General features: G+C 74.2%; 16 protein-coding genes. 11 read left to right on the top strand and 5 right to left on the bottom strand.

Annotation, left to right across the window (positions count from 1 at the left end; translation table 11 throughout):
* The first annotated feature begins 6 nt into the window (after window positions 1–6).
* Window positions 7–282, top strand: coding sequence for a hypothetical protein (locus RF640_RS09080; RefSeq protein WP_035928915.1), 276 nt, complete (start codon window positions 7–9; stop codon window positions 280–282).
* 68 nt (window positions 283–350) lie between these two features.
* Here the strand turns inward: RF640_RS09080 and RF640_RS09075 are convergent, their stop codons facing one another.
* Window positions 351–668, bottom strand: a complete 318-nt coding sequence (locus RF640_RS09075; protein WP_241482896.1) for a DUF421 domain-containing protein — start codon at window positions 666–668, stop codon at window positions 351–353.
* Between the two features lie 117 nt (window positions 669–785).
* The gene (locus RF640_RS09070; protein WP_109222474.1) at window positions 786–2,033 is read right to left on the bottom strand and encodes a sodium:proton antiporter; all 1,248 of its coding nucleotides are present in this window, start codon (window positions 2,031–2,033) and stop codon (window positions 786–788) included.
* Window positions 2,034–2,210: 177 nt separating this feature from the next.
* On the opposite strand from RF640_RS09070, the gene RF640_RS09065 reads away from it, so the two are divergent.
* The 4 genes from RF640_RS09065 to RF640_RS09050 are packed head-to-tail and all read left to right on the top strand — an operon-like array spanning window position 2,211 to window position 7,558.
* Window positions 2,211–3,086, top strand: a complete 876-nt coding sequence (locus tag RF640_RS09065) for a potassium channel family protein (RefSeq protein ID WP_017833200.1) — start codon at window positions 2,211–2,213, stop codon at window positions 3,084–3,086.
* A 45-nt stretch (window positions 3,087–3,131) separates the two neighbouring features.
* The gene (locus RF640_RS09060; protein ID WP_170122827.1) at window positions 3,132–4,052 is read left to right on the top strand and encodes an NADP-dependent oxidoreductase; all 921 of its coding nucleotides are present in this window, start codon (window positions 3,132–3,134) and stop codon (window positions 4,050–4,052) included.
* Window positions 4,053–4,109: 57 nt separating this feature from the next.
* Window positions 4,110–5,873: a dynamin family protein gene (locus RF640_RS09055; protein ID WP_017833198.1), complete on the top strand. Its 1,764-nt coding sequence runs from the start codon at window positions 4,110–4,112 to the stop codon at window positions 5,871–5,873.
* Entirely contained in the window at window positions 5,870–7,558 is a 1,689-nt protein-coding gene (locus RF640_RS09050; protein ID WP_109222472.1) for a dynamin family protein, read from the top strand. Before RF640_RS09055 ends, RF640_RS09050 begins: the two co-directional genes overlap by 4 nt.
* Before the next feature lie 69 nt (window positions 7,559–7,627).
* Here the strand turns inward: RF640_RS09050 and RF640_RS09045 are convergent, their stop codons facing one another.
* Window positions 7,628–8,440 (bottom strand): IclR family transcriptional regulator, encoded by an 813-nt coding sequence (locus tag RF640_RS09045; RefSeq protein ID WP_255219483.1) that lies wholly within the window; start codon window positions 8,438–8,440, stop codon window positions 7,628–7,630.
* 114 nt (window positions 8,441–8,554) lie between these two features.
* Between RF640_RS09045 and leuC the strand changes: the two genes are divergently transcribed.
* The 6 genes from leuC (at window position 8,555) to RF640_RS09015 (ending at window position 15,174) form a co-directional block, all read left to right on the top strand.
* Window positions 8,555–10,057 (top strand): 3-isopropylmalate dehydratase large subunit, encoded by a 1,503-nt coding sequence (leuC, locus tag RF640_RS09040; RefSeq protein ID WP_035928931.1) that lies wholly within the window; start codon window positions 8,555–8,557, stop codon window positions 10,055–10,057.
* Between the two features lie 32 nt (window positions 10,058–10,089).
* Window positions 10,090–10,689 carry a 3-isopropylmalate dehydratase small subunit gene (leuD, locus tag RF640_RS09035; RefSeq protein ID WP_109222471.1) on the top strand — a complete coding sequence of 200 codons (600 nt, stop codon included), beginning with the start codon at window positions 10,090–10,092 and terminating at the stop codon, window positions 10,687–10,689.
* Between the two features lie 172 nt (window positions 10,690–10,861).
* A complete protein-coding gene (gene murA, locus RF640_RS09030) occupies window positions 10,862–12,178 on the top strand; it encodes a UDP-N-acetylglucosamine 1-carboxyvinyltransferase (RefSeq protein WP_017833193.1) in 1,317 nt (438 codons plus the stop codon).
* Between the two features lie 13 nt (window positions 12,179–12,191).
* The gene (locus tag RF640_RS09025) at window positions 12,192–12,941 is read left to right on the top strand and encodes a 1-acyl-sn-glycerol-3-phosphate acyltransferase (protein ID WP_109222470.1); all 750 of its coding nucleotides are present in this window, start codon (window positions 12,192–12,194) and stop codon (window positions 12,939–12,941) included.
* Window positions 12,938–14,059 carry an NAD(P)H-dependent glycerol-3-phosphate dehydrogenase gene (locus RF640_RS09020; protein WP_052133052.1) on the top strand — a complete coding sequence of 374 codons (1,122 nt, stop codon included), beginning with the start codon at window positions 12,938–12,940 and terminating at the stop codon, window positions 14,057–14,059. The genes RF640_RS09025 and RF640_RS09020 overlap by 4 nt, the downstream gene beginning before the upstream one ends.
* On the top strand, window positions 14,056–15,174 hold the full coding sequence (locus RF640_RS09015; RefSeq protein WP_109222469.1) for a D-alanine--D-alanine ligase family protein: 1,119 nt from the start codon (window positions 14,056–14,058) through the stop codon (window positions 15,172–15,174). The genes RF640_RS09020 and RF640_RS09015 overlap by 4 nt, the downstream gene beginning before the upstream one ends.
* A gap of 34 nt (window positions 15,175–15,208) precedes the next feature.
* Here the strand turns inward: RF640_RS09015 and RF640_RS09010 are convergent, their stop codons facing one another.
* Both RF640_RS09010 and RF640_RS09005 read right to left on the bottom strand, forming a co-directional pair.
* Window positions 15,209–15,811: a class F sortase gene (locus RF640_RS09010; protein ID WP_017833189.1), complete on the bottom strand. Its 603-nt coding sequence runs from the start codon at window positions 15,809–15,811 to the stop codon at window positions 15,209–15,211.
* Between the two features lie 108 nt (window positions 15,812–15,919).
* A complete protein-coding gene (locus RF640_RS09005) occupies window positions 15,920–16,621 on the bottom strand; it encodes a hypothetical protein (protein WP_126350231.1) in 702 nt (233 codons plus the stop codon).
* Window positions 16,622–16,862: the final 241 nt, after the last annotated feature.

Raw genomic sequence — 16,862 nt, 5'->3', positions numbered from 1 at the left:
GGGACCGTGGGCGAACTGGGACTGACCCCCTTCCAGGGCTGGGAGGTGATGTCCTGGGCCCTGCTGGCCGCCGCCGCGGTGTGGACCGTGGCCCGGGGCGTCCGGTGGCTCGTGGGACGCTACGGGCAGAACACCCGCTGGGGCCGCAGGTCGCGCACCCGGCTCGGCCTGCGCCGGGCCCGGGACGGCCTGCTGGAGCGCCACGCCGCCGGAGAGCTCACCGAGGACGAGTACCGGGAGCGGCTGCGGCTGCTCGAGCAGGAGGGCCGCTCCGGCCCCTGACCGCCCCGGGGCCGCGGGCGGGAACGTGCGAGCACCGGGCCCGGCGCAGCGCCACCGCGCCGTGCGGTTCACGCCTCCGGGCCGGCCGGTCCCCGGCGGTCGTCGTCGCCCAGGGCCTCGGTCCCGCGGACGTCCGCGAGCGCGGACCCGTCGCCGTAGGAGCTCGATGTGATGACGCTGAGCTTGCCGTTGGTCTCGAGCACGACCGCCTCGACCCGGGAGAGTTCGCCGGTGCCCTGCATCCGCACGGCCTGGCGCAGCTCCGACTCGGTGAGCCGGTTGCGGCGCAGCGCCTCGCCCCGGATCCGGCCGTCGGCCAGCAGCAGGACGGGGTCCGAGGTGAAGAAGCGCCGGGCCCCCGGACGGCGCGCCGAGACGAGGGCCACGAGCAGCTGGAGAGCCGCGAGCAGGGTCAGGGCGGTGGCGCCCTATGCCCGGGAGTCAAACCACACGGCGGGCCTCCCGGTCCGTGATGAGGGGCCTGGGACAGGGGTGCTGCGGGCTCATGCGGGGGTCTCCTTCTCCTGTTTCCGCTCCGGCTCCCGGTGCTGGAGCCACGCGCTCAGCGGTGCGGTGGACAGCCCGTGGACGAGCACGGACAGGGTGACGGCCAGGGTGGTGTGGACGAAGATCTCGTGGTTGCCGGTGTGCCGTTCGGCCAGCGTCGCGTAGAACAGGGCGGAGACGCCGATGGGCCCGAACCAGCTCAGGACGAGCGTCTCGGCGCGGTCGTGCACGCCCCGCAGCAGCGGCCGGAGCGCCCACAGGGCGACGAAGCGGCGCAGCAGCAGCGCCGCGCCGAGGACCAGGGGAGCACCCCAGCCCAGTTCCGTCCACTCACCGACCGGCAGCGCCAGGCCGAGCAGGATGAACACCGGCAGCAGGAACAGCCGGGCCACGGCGTCCTGGACCTTGTCCTCCTGCGCCTCGTCCCGCTGGGGGATCACCTGCCCGAAGACCGCGACGCCCACGAAGACGGCCAGCAGGGCGTCGGTGCCCAGCAGCTTGCCGGTCCCGAGCAGCACGAGTGCCAGCGGCACCACGAAGGCCAGGTAGGAGCTCTCCTCCATGAGCCCGTGCCGGCGGACGACGACGAACAGCCTGCCCAGCAGGAAGCCCGCCAGCGCCCCGAACACCGCCGCGCCGAGCACCTCCCACAGCAGGACCGTGGTCAGCAGCTCGTGCCACGCCCGGTCCGGCTCGGTCAGCAGCAGCACCGGGAGGAGGACGAAGAGGTAGGCCAGTCCGTCGTTGAGCCCGCTCTCGGCCGAGAGATTGTGCCGGACCCGCTCGGGAATCCGCTCCTCGGCCAGGGAACCCGTGACGATCGGGGTGGTGACCACGGGGTCGGTCGGGGTGATGATCGCGCCCAGCAGCAGCGCCACCAGGAACGGCACACCCAGCGCCGCCCACAGCACGCCGGTGGCCACGACGAGCATCAGGGCCATGCCCAGCCCGATGACCACGGCGATCCAGCGGGCGTCGCTGCGCCAGTAGCCGTGCGGCAGGCGCAGGGCGACCCCGGCCAGGCCCACCGCCAGGGTGATCCGCGCCGCCTGCTCCAGCAGCGTTCCCGGGGGCAGGCCGAAGTCCTCGATCCGCACGAGGTCCAGCGCGTAGGGGCCGATCAGCGCGCCGAACGCGAGGGCGAGCACCGGGCCGGGGAGACTGATCCGCTGCAGCAGCGTCGAGAACGCCGAGATCAGCAGGACGGCTCCGGCGAAGAGCGCCAGCACCAGGTTGATGTCCATCGTCGTCCTTCCGTCCCTGTGGGGGCCGCGTCGCCGTCCGGGGCAGCGGATGCTTCCACCGTAACCCTGCTGATGGTCCCCGGGGCAAGCACGGAGGCCGAACCTCCGGGACGGGCCCGGGCGCCACCGGGTAAGGTCCCCGGGAAGGACGGTCATCGACTGGGACGGAGCGACGACGTGGACGTGCTGCTGACGCTGCTGGGGACCACGGTGATCGTGCTCGGCCTGCGGGACATGTACCACAGCCTGCTGCACCCCAGCGGCTCGGGCGCCGTCGGCGGCCGGGTGCAGTCGGGCGTCTGGTGGGTCTCCCGGCGCACCGGGCACCGCTTCGGCTCGGCCGTGGGCCCGGGCTCGATGATCACGGTGGTGCTCCTGTGGGTGCTCCTGCAGGGCCTCGGCTGGGCCCTGATCTACCTGCCGCACGTCCCCGAGGGCTTCACGTACTCGCCGGGGGTGGACCCCGCCGCCTACCCCGATCTCCTCGAGGCCCTCTACCTCTCGTTCGTCACCCTGGCGACGCTGGGGTTCGGGGACGTCGTGGCCACCGACCCCTGGATCCGGCTGGCCACCCCGCTGGAGGCGCTGACCGGGTTCGCCCTGCTCACGGCGGCCCTGACGTGGTTCACCCAGATCTATCCGCCGCTGTCCCGCCGCCGGGCCCTGGCGCTCGAGCTGACGTCCCTCGCCGAGGTGGAGTACGCGGACGGGATCGCGGAGGAGGACCCCGTGACGGCGGCCCGGGTGCTGGACGGGCTGACCGCGGAGGTGTCCCGGGCCCGGATCGACTTCACCCAGCACGGCGAGACGTACTACTTCCAGGAGGAGGACCCGGACCTCTCCCTGGCCCGGCAGCTGGCCTACGCCCTCGAGCTGCGCGACCGTGCCGCCGCGTCCTCGGCGCCGCCGGTGCGCACGAGCGCCCGCCGCCTGGGCCTGGCCCTGGAGCAGCTCGCGCGAAAGCTGCGGGAGGACTTCGTCAGCACGGGGGAGGCCCCCGGGGAGGTGTTCGCCGCCTACGCCGCGGATCACCTGCGGGAGCCGGGCCGCTGACCCGCGGCCGGGAACAGATTCCCGGGACCGCCGGTTGCGCGGAGCATGAAGGCATTGACGTACGCCCGCTACGGCGGCCCCGAAGTCCTCGAGCTCACCGACCTCCCCGAGCCCAAGGTCCCCCCGGGCTGGGTGCTCCTGAAGGTGCGCAGCGCCGCGATCAACCCCGTGGACTGGAAGATCATGGCCGGCGGCCTCGATCCGCTGATGGAGGTCCAGTTCCCGGTGGTGCCCGGCTGGGACGTGTCCGGGGTCGTGGAGGCCGTCGGCATCGACGTCCCGGAGTGGGCCCCGGGCGACGAGGTGATCTCCTACGCCCGCACGGACTGGGTGCACGGCGGGACGATGGCCGAGTACGTCGCCCTGCCCGCACGCCTGCTCGCGCCGAAGCCGGCCTCCGTGGACTGGGACCGGGCGGCCGCGCTGCCGCTCGCCGGGCTCACGGCCTACCAGGTCCTCGGCCGCCTGGAGGCGGCCGCGGGAGACACCGTGCTCGTGCACAACGCCTCCGGGGGCGTGGGCGGCTACGCCGTCCAGCTCGCCGCGGCCCGGGGCGCCCGCGTGATCGGCACGGCGTCGGAGGCCAACCACGAGTACCTGCGCGGTCTCGGCGCGGAGCCCGTGGCCTACGGGGACGGGCTGCCCGAGCGGGTCCGGGAGCTGGCTCCGGACGGCGTGGACGTCGTGGTCGACCTCGTAGGCGGGGTCGTGGAGCAGACGCTCGCCGTCCTGAAGGACGGGGGGCGGCACGCCTCCGTGGCCGACGACGCGGTCGAGGCCCACGGCGGGACGTGGATGTGGGTGCGTCCCTCCGCCGAGGACCTCACCGAGCTGGGCCGTCTGGTGGACCGGGGCGCGCTGCGGATCGAGCTCGCCCGCAGCGTGCCCCTGGCCGAGGGCGTGGAGGCCTACCGGCTCAGCCAGGAGGGGCATGTCCGCGGCAAGATCGCCGTCCGGATGGCGTGAGCCCCCGGCGACCCGCGCCGCGTAGGTGCACAGCAGGCTGACTGGCACAATGTCCCTGTGACCGACCAGACAGAGATCCTGAGCGCCCTCGAGGACGCGCGGGCGCTGCTCGCGGCGTCGACCCTCCCGCTGTCCACGACCGACGTGCTGCGCGAGCGCGAGGACATCGACCGTGCCGTCGCCCAGCTCGACGACTACGTGCTGCCCCGGGTGCGCTCCCTCGACGCGCCGCTGCTCGCGGTGGTCGGCGGCTCCACGGGCGCCGGCAAGTCGACCCTGGTCAACGCGGTCGTGGGGCACCCCGTGACCCGGTCCGGGGCCATCCGCCCGACCACCCGGCAGCCCATCCTGATCCACCACCCGCGCGACGCCGAGGCGTTCTCGACCCAGCGGGTGCTCCCGCACCTGAGCCGGATCCACGCGCGGAAGGTCATCCCCGCCGGCTCGACCGCAGCGGACACCGCCTCCCCGTCCGCGCTGCCCGGCACCGCGGACGGCCAGGCCCTCGTGCTGCTCGCCGAGCCGCGGATCCCCGAGGGCGTCGCCCTGCTCGACGCCCCGGACGTCGACTCGATCTCCGACGAGAACCGCCGGCTCGCGGGGCAGCTGCTGGCCGCCGCCGACCTGTGGCTGTTCGTGACCACCGCGAACCGCTACGCCGACGCCGTGCCGTGGCGGCTGCTCGTCGAGGCCGCCCAGCGGGACATCACGGTGGCCGTGGTCCTCGACCGGGTCCCGCAGGGGCTCGAGGCCGAGATCGAGGACGACCTCCGGCGGATGCTCGCCGAGCAGGGCCTCGGGGACGCCCCGGTGTTCACCGTCCCGGAGTCACCGCTCAACGAGATGGGCATGCTCCCGCCCCACGTCGTCGCCCCCGTGGTGGACTTCCTGGCCGAACTGGGGCGCAACGCCGCCTCCCGCTCGGAGATCGCCCGCCGGACCCTCGGCGGCGCGGTCCGCTCCATCGCGGAGCGCACCGGCGCGGCCGGGACGGCGGTGCTCTCCCAGCACCGCGTCGAGGCGCAGCTGCGCCACGACGTGGACCGCGCCTTCGACGAGGCGCTCGCCGCCGTCATCGAGTCGACCCGGGACGGGACCCTGCTGCGCGGCGAGGTCCTCGCCCGCTGGCAGGACTTCGTGGGCACCGGCGAGTTCTTCCGCAACCTCGAGGCCGGGATCGGCCGGATGCGGGACCGGCTCACCGCCTTCTTCAGCGGGCGGCCGGCACCCGAGGTCCAGGTCGAGGAGGCCATCGAGACCGGTCTGCAGACCGTGATCGTTGAGGAGGCCGCGCGCGCCTCCGAGACCGCGGAGCGCCGCTGGCTGGACGAGCCCGCGGGCCGGGTCCTGCTCGGCGGGTCCGACCTCGGCTCGCTGCCCCCGGACTTCCGCGAGCGCACGGCAGAGCAGGTGCGCGCCTGGCAGGGCGACCTCATGGAGCTGATCCAGCGCGAGGGCGCGGACAAGCGGACCAGGGCGCGGGCCATGTCGCTGGGTGTGAACGCGCTCACCGTGATCCTCATGATCGGCGTGTTCTCCATGACGGGCGGGCTCACCGGGCTGGAGGTCGGCATCGCCGGCGGCTCCGGCGTGGTGGGCACCAAGCTGCTCGAGGCGGTCTTCGGGGAGGACGCCGTGCGGCGGATGGCCGAGGACGCCCGCAAGAACCTCGAGTCCCGGATCCACACGGTCATGGACCAGCAGGCGTCCGTGTTCCTGCGGCGCCTCGACGTCCTGGACGGGCACCCGGAGGCCGACGAGCTCGTGGCCGTGGCCGAGCGCATCCGCGCCGCCGGGCGGACGCTGGGGGAGAGCGCATGAGCCCCGCCCGGCAGGCGGCGCCGACCCTCTCCGAACGGCTCACCGCGCTCGCGCGCGCCACGGAGCTGGCCTCCGGCCGGCTCGACGACGAGGCCGTGGCGGCGTCCCGCACCGTCCTGGACCGCGCCGCCGAGCGGCGCTCCCTGTCCGCCGACCACACCGTGGTGGGCTTCTTCGGGGCGACCGGGTCCGGGAAGTCCACCCTGTTCAACGCGGTCGTGGGACGGGACATCGCCCGGGCCGCCGCCCGCCGCCCCACCACCTCCGAGCCGCTGGCCGCCGTCTGGGGGGAGCCGGGCAGCGAGGCCCTGCTGGACTGGCTCGGTGTCACCCAGCGCCACCACGTCGACACGCCCCTGCCCACCGGGCACGCGGACGCCGGCCGGTGGACGCGCGTCAAGGAGCGGATCACGGGCGCGCCCGCCGCGGAGGCGCCCGGCGGCCTGATCCTGCTCGACCTGCCGGACTTCGACTCCGTGAGCCTGCACCACCGCACCATCGTGCAGCGTCTCGTCGGCATGGTCGACGTCGTGGTGTGGGTCGTGGACCCGCAGAAGTACGCCGACGCGGTCATCCACCAGGAGTTCATCGCGCCGCTGGCCCGGCACGGGGCCGTGACCATGGTGGTGATGAACCAGGTGGACCGGCTGCCGGACGCCGAGGTCCCCGCCGTGATGGCCTCCCTCGAGGAGCTCGTGGCCCAGGACGGGCTGCCCACCACGGGGCTGTCGAAGCCGGTGGCCGTCTCCGCGGTGACGGGGGAGGGCGTCGAGGCCCTCCGCGCGCGGATCCGCCAGGTGGCCGACACCAGGGCGGCGGCCGGCGCCCGGCTCGACGCCGACGTGGACGACGCCGCCGCGCTGCTCGCCGAGGCCTCCGGGGACGGGGAGCCTGCCGGGATCACCGAGCCGGCGCAGGAGCGGCTCACCGACGGGCTGGCGCAGGCCGCCAACGTGCCCGGGATCGCCCGGGCCGCCGGGAGGTCCTACGCCCTGCACGCGGCGGAGCACACGGGGTGGATCCCCACCCGGTGGCTGCTGAGGTTCCGCAAGGACCCGATGCGGCGGCTGAACCTCGACCGGGGCGGGACCGTGAACCCCGAGGTCAACCGCACGTCCCTGCCGCCCATGGGCGCCGCCCAGCGGGCCGCGGCCGACTCCGCGGTGCGCACCTTCGCCCACGACGCCGCGGACGGGGCCGCCGAACCGTGGACCCGGTCGGTCCGGCAGGCCGCGCGCACCCACGAGGAGAGGCTGCCGGACGCGATCGACCAGGCCGTCGCCCGCACCGACTTCCGGGCCGGGCGGAACTCCTGGTGGTGGCTCGTCCTCGACGTCGTCCAGTGGCTCGCGATGCTCGCGGTGGTCGCGGGGCTGCTGTGGCTCCTGGGCCTGTTCCTGCTCGAGTGGTTCCAGATCCCCGTCCCGCCGCCCCCGTACGTCGAGGGCTTCCCGCTGCCCGTGCCCACGCTGCTCGTCCTCGCCGGGGTGGTGCTCGGGATCTTCACGGCCCTGACCGGCCGGGTCCTCGCCGGCTTCGGCGCCCGGATGCGGGAGCGCTCGGTGCGGCGCCGGCTGCGCGAGTCGGTGGCCGAGGCGGCCCGGCGCACCGTCGTCGACCCCGTGCGGGCGGAGCTCGAGGCCTTCGCCGCCTTCCGGAGGGCGCTGGCCGTCCTGCGCGGCTGAGCGCGGCGGCCGCGGAGCGTCCCCCGCCGCACGGCGGGGGACGGCAGGGCGGGGCCCGCCGGCGCCCGGCTACTGGGTGGTGGCCCGGACCGCCTCCGTGAGCTGGCGCGCGGCCTGCACCACGACCTCGGCGTGCAGCCGGCCCGGCTGGCGGGTGAGCCGTTCGATCGGTCCGGAGATCGACACCGCGGCGATCACCCGGCCCGAGGGTCCGCGCACCGGGGCCGAGACGGAGGCGATGCCCGGTTCGCGCTCGCCCAGCGACTGCGCCCAGCCCCGGCGGCGCACCCCGGCCAGCACGGTCGCGGAGAACCGCGCGTGGCGCAGGCCCTCGAGCAGGCGGTCGTGGTCCTCCCACGCGACGAGCACCTGCGCGGCGGAGCCCGCCTTCATCGACAGCTGCGTGCCCACCGGGATCGTGTCCCGCAGCCCGATCGGCCGTTCGGCGGAGGCCACGCACACGCGCCAGTCGCCCTGCCGGCGGAAGATCTGCGCGGACTCCCCGGTGGCGTCCCGCAGGTTCATCAGGACGGGGCCGGCGGCCGCGATCAGGCGGTCCTCGCCGGCCGCGGACGCCAGCTCCACGAGCCGGGAGCCGAGCACGAACCGGCCCTGGATGTCCCGTCCCACGAACCGGTGGTGGGCCAGTGCCACGGCCAGCCGGTGCACGGTGGGCCGGGCGAGGCCCGTGGCGCTCACCAGCTGGGCCAGCGTCGCCGGCCCCGCCTCGAGGGCGTCGAGGATCATCGCGGCCTTGTCGACCACCCCCACCCCGCTGGGCGCGGTGGTCGCGGTCAGCGCGAGCGACTCCCCGGTGCCCTGCCCGCCCAGCGGCGTGCCGAGCGGGGCGCCGGACGGATCCATGTGTCCAGATGTGTCCATGCACTGATACTGACGTCTCAGAATGTGAGAAGCAAGCCCGAAAGCTGGCCCGTCGCGAGCCGGGCGCCGACCATGGAGGAAACACGTTGCACAGGCAGCACGGAAGGATCCGCCATGCCGGACTACCAGTCCTCGACCCCCTCCACGACCTCCGCCGCACCCTCCGGGCCCCGGGGCGGGCGCACCCTCGCCGAGAAGGTCTGGGCGGACCACCTCGTGCGCCAGGGCGAGGACGGGCGGCCGGACCTGCTCTACATCGACCTCCACCTGCTCCACGAGGTCACCTCGCCGCAGGCCTTCGAGGGGCTGCGCCTGGCGGGCCGCCCGCTGCGCCGGCCCGAGCTCACGATCGCCACCGAGGACCACAACACGCCCACGCAGGACATCTTCTCCCGCATCGCCGACGACACGTCCCGCAAGCAGATCGAGACCCTGCGGGCCAACTGCGCCGAGTTCGGCGTGCGCCTGCACCCGCTCGGGGACGCCGAGCAGGGCATCGTGCACGTGGTGGGCCCCCAGCTGGGCCTCACCCAGCCCGGGATGACCGTGGTCTGCGGCGACTCCCACACCTCCACCCACGGCGCGTTCGGGGCCCTGGCCTTCGGCATCGGCACCTCCGAGGTCGAGCACGTGATGGCCACCCAGACGCTGCCGCTCGCCCCGTTCCGGACCATGGCCATCAACGTCGAGGGCACGCTGCGCCCGGGGGTGTCCGCCAAGGACATCATCCTGGCCGTGATCGCCAAGATCGGCACCGGCGGCGGACAGGGCTACGTCCTGGAGTACCGGGGCTCGGCCATCCGCGCCCTGTCCATGGAGGCTCGGATGACCATCTGCAACATGTCGATCGAGGCCGGCGCCCGCGCGGGCATGATCGCCCCCGACGACACCACGTTCGACTACGTCCAGGGCCGCCCGCACGCGCCGCAGGGCGCCGACTGGGACGCGGCCGTCGAGTACTGGCGGACCCTGCGCACCGACGAGGACGCCGTCTTCGACGCCGAGGTCTTCCTCGACGCGGACGAGCTCGAGCCGTTCGTCACCTGGGGCACCAACCCCGGCCAGGGCGTCCCCCTGTCCCAGGCCGTCCCCGACCCCGAGGACATCGGGGACGAGAACGACAAGGCCAACGCCCGCCGGGCCCTCGAGTACATGGGCCTGGCCGCCGGCACCCCGATGAAGGAGATCCCGGTGGACACCGTCTTCCTGGGCTCCTGCACCAACTCCCGGATCGAGGACCTGCGGGCGGCGGCGGAGATCGTCAAGGGCCGCGCCAAGGCGCAGAACGTCCGGATGATGGTGGTGCCGGGCTCGGCCAAGGTGCGGCTGCAGGCCGAGGCCGAGGGCCTGGACCGGGTGTTCAAGGACTTCGGCGCGGACTGGCGCTTCGCGGGCTGCTCGATGTGCCTGGGCATGAACCCGGACCAGCTCGCCCCCGGCGAGCGGTGCGCCTCGACGTCGAACCGCAACTTCGAGGGCCGGCAGGGCAAGGGCGGGCGCACCCACCTCGTCTCGCCCGTGGTGGCCGCCGCCACCGCGGTGCGCGGCACGCTGTCCTCCCCGTCCGACCTCGAGCCCGCCGGCGCCCCCACGGATCTCGCGTCCGCCGGCGCCTGAGCCCTCGACCCGAAGCCCAGAAAGGCCCTGCCATGGAGAAGTTCACCACCCACCGGGGTGTCGGCGTCCCGCTGCGCCAGTCCAACGTGGACACCGACCAGATCATCCCGGCCGTCTACCTCAAGCGGATCACCAAGACCGGCTTCGAGGACGCCCTGTTCGCCGCCTGGCGCAAGAACGAGGACTTCGTGCTCAACCGGGAGCCGTACCGGCACGGCTCCGTGCTGGTGGCCGGGCCCGACTTCGGCACCGGCTCCTCCAGGGAGCACGCGGTGTGGGCGCTGCGCGACTACGGCTTCCAGGCCGTCATCTCCTCCCGGTTCGCGGACATCTTCCGCGGCAACTCGGGCAAGCAGGGGCTGCTGGCCGCGCAGGTCGACCAGGCGGACGTCGAGCTGCTGTGGAAGCTGATCGAGGAGCACCCCGGCACCGAGATCGAGGTCGACCTCGAGTCCCGCACGGTGACGTGCGACACGGTGACGGTGCCGTTCTCGATCGACGACTACACGCGCTGGCGCCTCATGGAGGGCCTCGACGACATCGGGCTCACCCTCCAGCGCGAGGAGGACATCGCCGCGTTCGAGGCGGGCCGACCCGCCTTCAAGCCGACCACGCTGCCCGCCCGCACCTGACCCCGTCACGCCCGGCACGGCCCGGCGGAGCCTCCCACGGCCCGCCGGGCCGTCGTGCTGTCCCGGACACGCACGACGCCCGCCCCTGTGCGGGGGCCCGCGCCGGGGAACCTACACTGTACGGGTGCCGCTCCCGCTCGGGGGTGGCCCGGCAACAGCAGATCGGAAGGTCATGAGCAGCGCACTGCACATCACGGGCGGAATCCCCCTGTCCGGGCAGGTCACCGTGCGAGGTGCCAAGAACCTCGTCCCCAAGGCCATGGTGGCCGCCCTCCTGGGCTCCACACCCTCCGTCCTGGAGAACGTGCCCCAGATCAAGGACGTCCAGGTCGTCACCAACCTGCTGGCGCTGCACGGGGTCGACGTGGGGCGCGAGGACGGCCGACTGGCCCTGGACCCCTGCAACGTCACCACGGCGCGGCACGCCGACATCGACGCCCACGCCGGGGACTCCCGGATCCCGATCCTGCTGTGCGGGCCCCTGCTGCACGCCATCGGCGAGGCGTTCATCCCCGACCTCGGCGGGTGCAAGATCGGCGACCGGCCCATCAACTACCACCTCGACGTGCTGCGCCACTTCGGCGCCCGTGTCGAGAAGCTGGAGTCCGGGATCCGGATGAGCGCCCCGCACGGCCTGCACGGCGCCAAGGTCGAGCTGCCCTACCCCTCGGTCGGCGCGACCGAGCAGGTGCTGCTCACCGCCACCCGGGCCGACGGCCACACCGAGCTGCGCGGCGCCGCCACCGAGCCCGAGATCATGGACCTCATCGCGATCCTGCAGAAGATGGGCGCCATCATCACCGTCCAGACCGACCGGGTGATCCGCATCGAGGGCGTTCCCGAGCTCACCGGCTACCGGCACCGGGCCATGCCCGACCGCATCGAGGCCGCCTCCTGGGGCTCCGCCGCGCTGGCCACCGGCGGCGACATCTTCGTGGCCGGGGCCCGGCAGTCCGACATGATGACCTTCCTCAACACGTTCCGCAAGATCGGCGGGGGCCTCGACATCCGGGAGGAGGGCATCCGCTTCTACCACCCCGGCGGGGACCTCAACCCGCTCATCGTGGAGACCGACGTCCACCCCGGCTTCATGACCGACTGGCAGCAGCCGCTCGTGGTCGCCCTGACCCAGGCCACGGGCGTGTCCATCGTGCACGAGACCGTCTACGAGAACCGCTTCGGCTTCACCGCCGCCCTCAACCGGATGGGGGCCACGATCCAGCTGCACCGCGAGTGCCTGGGCTCCGTGCCCTGCCGCTTCGGCCAGCGCAACTTCGTGCACTCGGCCGTGATCTCCGGGCCCACCCCGCTGCAGGCCTCCGAGATCAACATCCCCGACCTCCGCGGCGGCTTCTCCCACCTCATCGCGGCGATGGCCGCCGAGGGCACGTCCCACGTCACCGGCGTGGAGCTCATCGAGCGCGGCTACGAGCACTTCACCGACAAGCTGACGGGGCTCGGGGCGTCCTTCGAGCTCGACGGCGAGTGAGCCGGGCCCGCCGATGAGCCGCACCTCGAACCGCCGCCTGTTCCGCGTGCTCGCGGGCGTCGTCAAGCCGGCCTACCGGCTGGCGGCCCGGCTGCGCTGGACGGGGGAGGAGCACCTGCCCGCCGAGGGCGGGTTCATCGTGGTGCCCAACCACCTCACCGAGCTCGACCCCCTGACGGTCGCGATCACGCTCTACGACAACGGGATCATGCCGCGGTTCCTGGCGAAGGAGTCCCTGTTCCGCGCCCCCGGGGTGGGGACGGTGCTCCGGGCCACCGGCCAGGTCCCCGTGCTGCGCGGCACGGCCGACGCCGCGGCGGCGCTCACGGCCGCCCGCGCCGAGCTCGCCTCCGGCGGCGCCGTGGTGATCTACCCCGAGGGCACCCTCACCCGGGACCCCGACCGGTGGCCGATGACCGGGCACACGGGCGCCGCGCGCCTGGCCCTCGCGACCGGGGCCCCGGTGGTCCCGGTGGCGCACTGGGGGGACCAGGAGGTCCTCGACCACGACCGCTCCACCGGCCGGCGCACGGTCAGCCTGTTCCCCCGGAAGGACGTGCGCGTGCGGATCGGCCCGCCCGTGGACCTCACCCCGTGGCGGGACGACGTCCCCGACCTGACCCATCCGGTGGGCCGCCATGCGGCGCGGCTCGAGGACGCCACTGACGCCGTCATGCGCGCCGTGACCCGGGAGCTCGCGGTGCTGCGCGGCACGGACGCGCCGGCAGTCCTCTGGGACCGGCGCCGGGGAGGCCGCCCGTGACGCCCCCCGAGACCGCCGCGGCCCCTGCCGGCGGCCTGCCCGCCGCCGGGCCGCGGAGGATCGCCGTGCTGGGCGCCGGGTCCTGGGGCACGACCTTCGCCAAGATCCTCGCCGACAGCGCCCGCGAGTCCGCCCACGCCCGGGCCGAGCCGATCGGGCGGACCGTGGCCCTGTGGGGACGCAGCTCCCCCGCGATGGACCACACCGCGCGCACCCGCGTCAACGACCGCTACGTGCCCGGCATCCGGCTGCCCGAGCGCCTGGAGATCACCGCCGACCTCGCCGCCGCCGTGCGCGGCGCGGACCTGGTGGTCCTCGCCGTGCCCGCCCAGTCCCTGCGCGCCCAGCTGACCGCCGTGGCCGGACACCTCGAGCGCGACGCCGTGGTGCTGTCCCTCGCCAAGGGGCTCGAGCGGGACACGGGGCTGCGGATGAGCGAGGTCGTCGCCGAGGAGCTGGGGCGGGCCACCGGGCTGGGCCCCCGGCACTGGCGGGCGCGCACGTGCGTGCTGTCCGGGCCCAACCTGGCCATGGAGATCGCCGAGGAGCAGCCCACGGCCTCCGTCGTGGCGGCCCCCGCCACGGACCTGGCCACCTGGGTGGCCCACGCCTGCCGGACCCGCTACTTCCGCCCCTACACGAACACGGACGTGGTGGGCACCGAGATCGGCGGCGTCGTCAAGAACGTCATCGCCCTCGGGGTGGGCATCGCCGACGGCCGCCACTTCGGGGAGAACTCGAAGGCCTCCATCATCACCCGCGGGCTCGCCGAGACGACCCGGCTCGCGCTCGCCCTCGGCGGGAGGCTGGAGACCCTCTCCGGCCTCGCCGGACTGGGCGACCTCGTGGCCACCTGCTCCTCCCCGCTGTCCCGCAACCGCACCGCGGGCCGGCTCCTCGGCCTGGGCCTCACCCCGGCGGAGGTCCAGGAGGAGATGACCCAGACCGCCGAGGGCATCAAGTCCGCCCCCGCCGTGCTCGCCCTGGCCCGCCGCCACGGCGTGGACATGCCCATCACCGAGGCCGTCGTGGCCATCCTCCGCGAGGAGATCACCATCGACGACGTGGCCCCGCTCCTGCTGGGCCGCGAGATCAAATCCGAAGGGACCGCCCCATGACCCCCCGCCCCTGCGTCGCCGTGCTGTTCGGCGGACGCTCCAGCGAGCACTCCATCTCCCTCATCACCGCCCTCGGGGTCCTGCGCGCCATCGACCGGGACAAGTGGGACGTGGTGACCGTCGGCATCGCCACCTCCGGCGAGTGGTTCCTCTGCCCGCAGGAGGAGCTGGAGGCGCTGCTGGACGCGAACCCGATCGCGGAGCTGCCCGTGGGCGACGGGCTCGTGAGCCTGCCGCTGAAGGTCGGGGAGAGCGAGCTCATCGTGCGCCAGGACGGTCCCTGCGGGCAGACCGTCAGCCGGGACCGGCACATCGACGTGGTGCTGCCCCTGCTGCACGGGCCCTTCGGCGAGGACGGCACCCTGCAGGGTCTGCTCGAGCTCGCCGACCTGCGCTACGTGGGCTGCGGCGTCACGGCCTCCGCGGTGGGGATGGACAAGCACTTCATGAAGCTCGCCTTCGAGGCGGCGGGCCTGGCGGTGGGCCCCTACACCGTGGTGACCGACCGGCAGTGGGCCGTGGACCCCCAGGACGTGCGCGAGCGCATCGCCGCGCTGGGCTTCCCCGTGTTCGTCAAGCCCGCCCGGGCGGGGTCCTCCTTCGGCATCACGAAGGTGGAGCGCGCCGAGGATCTGGACGCCGCGATCGAGACCGCCCGCGAGCACGACCGCAAGCTGGTGGTCGAGGCGGGGATCGTGGGGCGGGAGATCGAGTGCGCCGTCCTCCAGGGCCGCGGGACCGCCGCCGCCCGGACCTCCATGCCCGGCGAGATCGAGATCGTCGACGAGCACGCGTTCTACGACTTCGAGGCGAAGTACGTCTCGCAGGCCTCCGCGCGGCTCAGCTGCCCCGCGGACCTGCCGCAGGAGGCGATCGGGACGATCCGCCGCAGCGCCGTGACCGCGTTCGAGGCGCTGGACGGGGAGGGCCTGTGCCGGGCCGACTTCTTCTACACCCCCGACGGGCGGGTGGTCATCAACGAGATCAACACGATGCCGGGGTTCACACCGATCTCGATGTACCCCCGGATGTGGGCCGCCTCCGGGCTCGACTACGCCGAGCTGATCGACGAGCTCCTGGGCCTCGCCCTGGAACGGCCGGTCGGGCTGCGCTGAGCCGCGGCACACCACCGGGGGCGGAGCCCCCGGCTCACGCAGCGGGCGACGCGGTGACGACGACGTTCTTGCCGACCGCGTCCTGGGTGTAGCAGCTGATCAGGACGATGCGGTTCGGGACGATCCGCCAGATCTCGCTGTCCTTCAGCGTGTCCTTCTCGTAGGTGGTCACCGAGTCCACCACGTAGTCGAGGGTCCCGTCCACGGTCTCGACCTCGAGCTCCTCCCCGACCAGGGTCGGGTCGCTCAGCTTGTTGAAGGGCAGCTCCACCTTGTCGTAGCTGTGCCCCGCGATGTACGTGGTGTTCGTCGACCCCTCGCCGGGCATCCCGTACGGCGTGAGCCGGTAGCCGCTGTAGGTCTGCGGAGGCACGAGCGAGCCGCCCTCGAGGTCCTCGTCGGTCGGGTCGTAGGGGAGCACGTCGGCGTCGAAGCCGACCGAGTCTATGCTCAGGCGCACCGGCGACGCCGCGGCCGGCACGTGCCCCAGGAGGTGCTGGGCGAGGAACCACTGGTTCATGAGCGCCACCCACAGCACGGCGGCGCACAGCGTCACCACCGCCGCCCGCCGGACCAGGGGATCCCTCTCCTCGGCCGGGACGGGGCGCGGCGGTCCCGCCACGGTGCTCGTTGCCATGCTGTGCTGTCCTCCTCCGACCTGACCTGTTCTCCGACCCGGCGCGTTCCGCCGGGGTCGGTGCCGTGCCGGCGCCGCCCCGCGGGCACCACCGGCACGGCACGCGGCTCAGGCGCCGCTGCGCCCGAGCCTCCGGGCCCGGTACGCGAGCGCACCGGGAAGGGCCACTGCCGCCGCGAGCAGCGCCGTGAGCAGACCGGCGCCGGCCGCCTGCCCCATCGGTGCCGCGGTGAGGCGGGTGTCCACGTTGAGCCCCGGGTTCGCGGCCCCGGCGGCGGCCTCCTGGGGCGCGAGCTCCGGGACCACCTCCTGCTGGACCGCGGCTGCGGCCGGCGCGGCGGGTGCCGCGTCGGACAGCGCCGGTGCCTCCGGCGCCACGTCGGCCACGAACGGAGCCGGCGCCTCCGCCGGTGCGGGCAGGACCTCCTCGGCGGCCGGCACGTCCACGGGCGCGGCAGCCGGGACGTCCACGGGCGCGGCGACCGGGACGTCCGCGAGGGCCGCGGCCGGCAGCTCGGGCGCCGCCACGTCGGCGACGACCGGTGCGGGCTCGGCGACCGGGACCTCCGCCGGTGCGGGCGGAGCCGCCTCGGCGACCAGGACCTCGGCGACCGGGACGTCCGCGGGCACCGCGGCCGGCAGCTCCGCCACGGCACCGGCCACCTCGGTGGATGCGGCCGCGCCCGGTGGGGCGTCGACCGGCGGGGCGTCGCCAGGTGCCGCGACGGCCGCCGGGACGCCCAGGAACAGGCCCCCCACCAGCACGGTCGCCGAGGCACCGGCAACAGCCAGTCTTCTCGTAGTTGTCATGTCGATGCGTCTCCTGTACTCCGTAGTCGGCCCGGGCCCACCCCAGGACCGCCAGCGCGCCGCACGGCCCCACCGGGGTCCTTGCCGCGCCCCCGCGCGGACGGACCCCCGTCACGTCGTGCCGCTCGTCGTTCGGCGCGGACGGGGCGTGCGCCCGTCCCGCGGAGCCGGAACCCCCTGCCGAAGAACAGCTGTGCTGTTAACTATCGTCCACATCCCGGCATTAGCAAGGGTGAACTGT

Origin of the sequence: Kocuria sp. CPCC 205231 (assembly GCF_040980965.1) — a bacterium.
Taxonomy (GTDB): domain Bacteria; phylum Actinomycetota; class Actinomycetes; order Actinomycetales; family Micrococcaceae; genus Kocuria; species Kocuria rosea.
The sequence above is the reverse complement of the archived record's forward strand: the minus strand, read 5'-3'. Positions and strand labels throughout refer to the sequence as shown.

What these genes read in the sequence shown, in the direction of transcription:
- RF640_RS09070 (WP_109222474.1), bottom strand. Translation starts at nt 2,033, where the DNA reads ATGGACATCAACCTGGTGCTGGCGCTCTTCGCCGGAGCCGTCCTGCTG.
- RF640_RS09060 (WP_170122827.1), top strand. Translation starts at nt 3,132, where the DNA reads ATGAAGGCATTGACGTACGCCCGCTACGGCGGCCCCGAAGTCCTCGAG.
- RF640_RS09050 (WP_109222472.1), top strand. Translation starts at nt 5,870, where the DNA reads ATGAGCCCCGCCCGGCAGGCGGCGCCGACCCTCTCCGAACGGCTCACC.
- RF640_RS09045 (WP_255219483.1), bottom strand. Translation starts at nt 8,440, where the DNA reads ATGGACACATCTGGACACATGGATCCGTCCGGCGCCCCGCTCGGCACG.
- leuC (WP_035928931.1), top strand. Translation starts at nt 8,555, where the DNA reads ATGCCGGACTACCAGTCCTCGACCCCCTCCACGACCTCCGCCGCACCC.
- leuD (WP_109222471.1), top strand. Translation starts at nt 10,090, where the DNA reads ATGGAGAAGTTCACCACCCACCGGGGTGTCGGCGTCCCGCTGCGCCAG.
- murA (WP_017833193.1), top strand. Translation starts at nt 10,862, where the DNA reads ATGAGCAGCGCACTGCACATCACGGGCGGAATCCCCCTGTCCGGGCAG.
- RF640_RS09025 (WP_109222470.1), top strand. Translation starts at nt 12,192, where the DNA reads ATGAGCCGCACCTCGAACCGCCGCCTGTTCCGCGTGCTCGCGGGCGTC.
- RF640_RS09015 (WP_109222469.1), top strand. Translation starts at nt 14,056, where the DNA reads ATGACCCCCCGCCCCTGCGTCGCCGTGCTGTTCGGCGGACGCTCCAGC.
- RF640_RS09010 (WP_017833189.1), bottom strand. Translation starts at nt 15,811, where the DNA reads ATGGCAACGAGCACCGTGGCGGGACCGCCGCGCCCCGTCCCGGCCGAG.
- RF640_RS09005 (WP_126350231.1), bottom strand. Translation starts at nt 16,621, where the DNA reads ATGACAACTACGAGAAGACTGGCTGTTGCCGGTGCCTCGGCGACCGTG.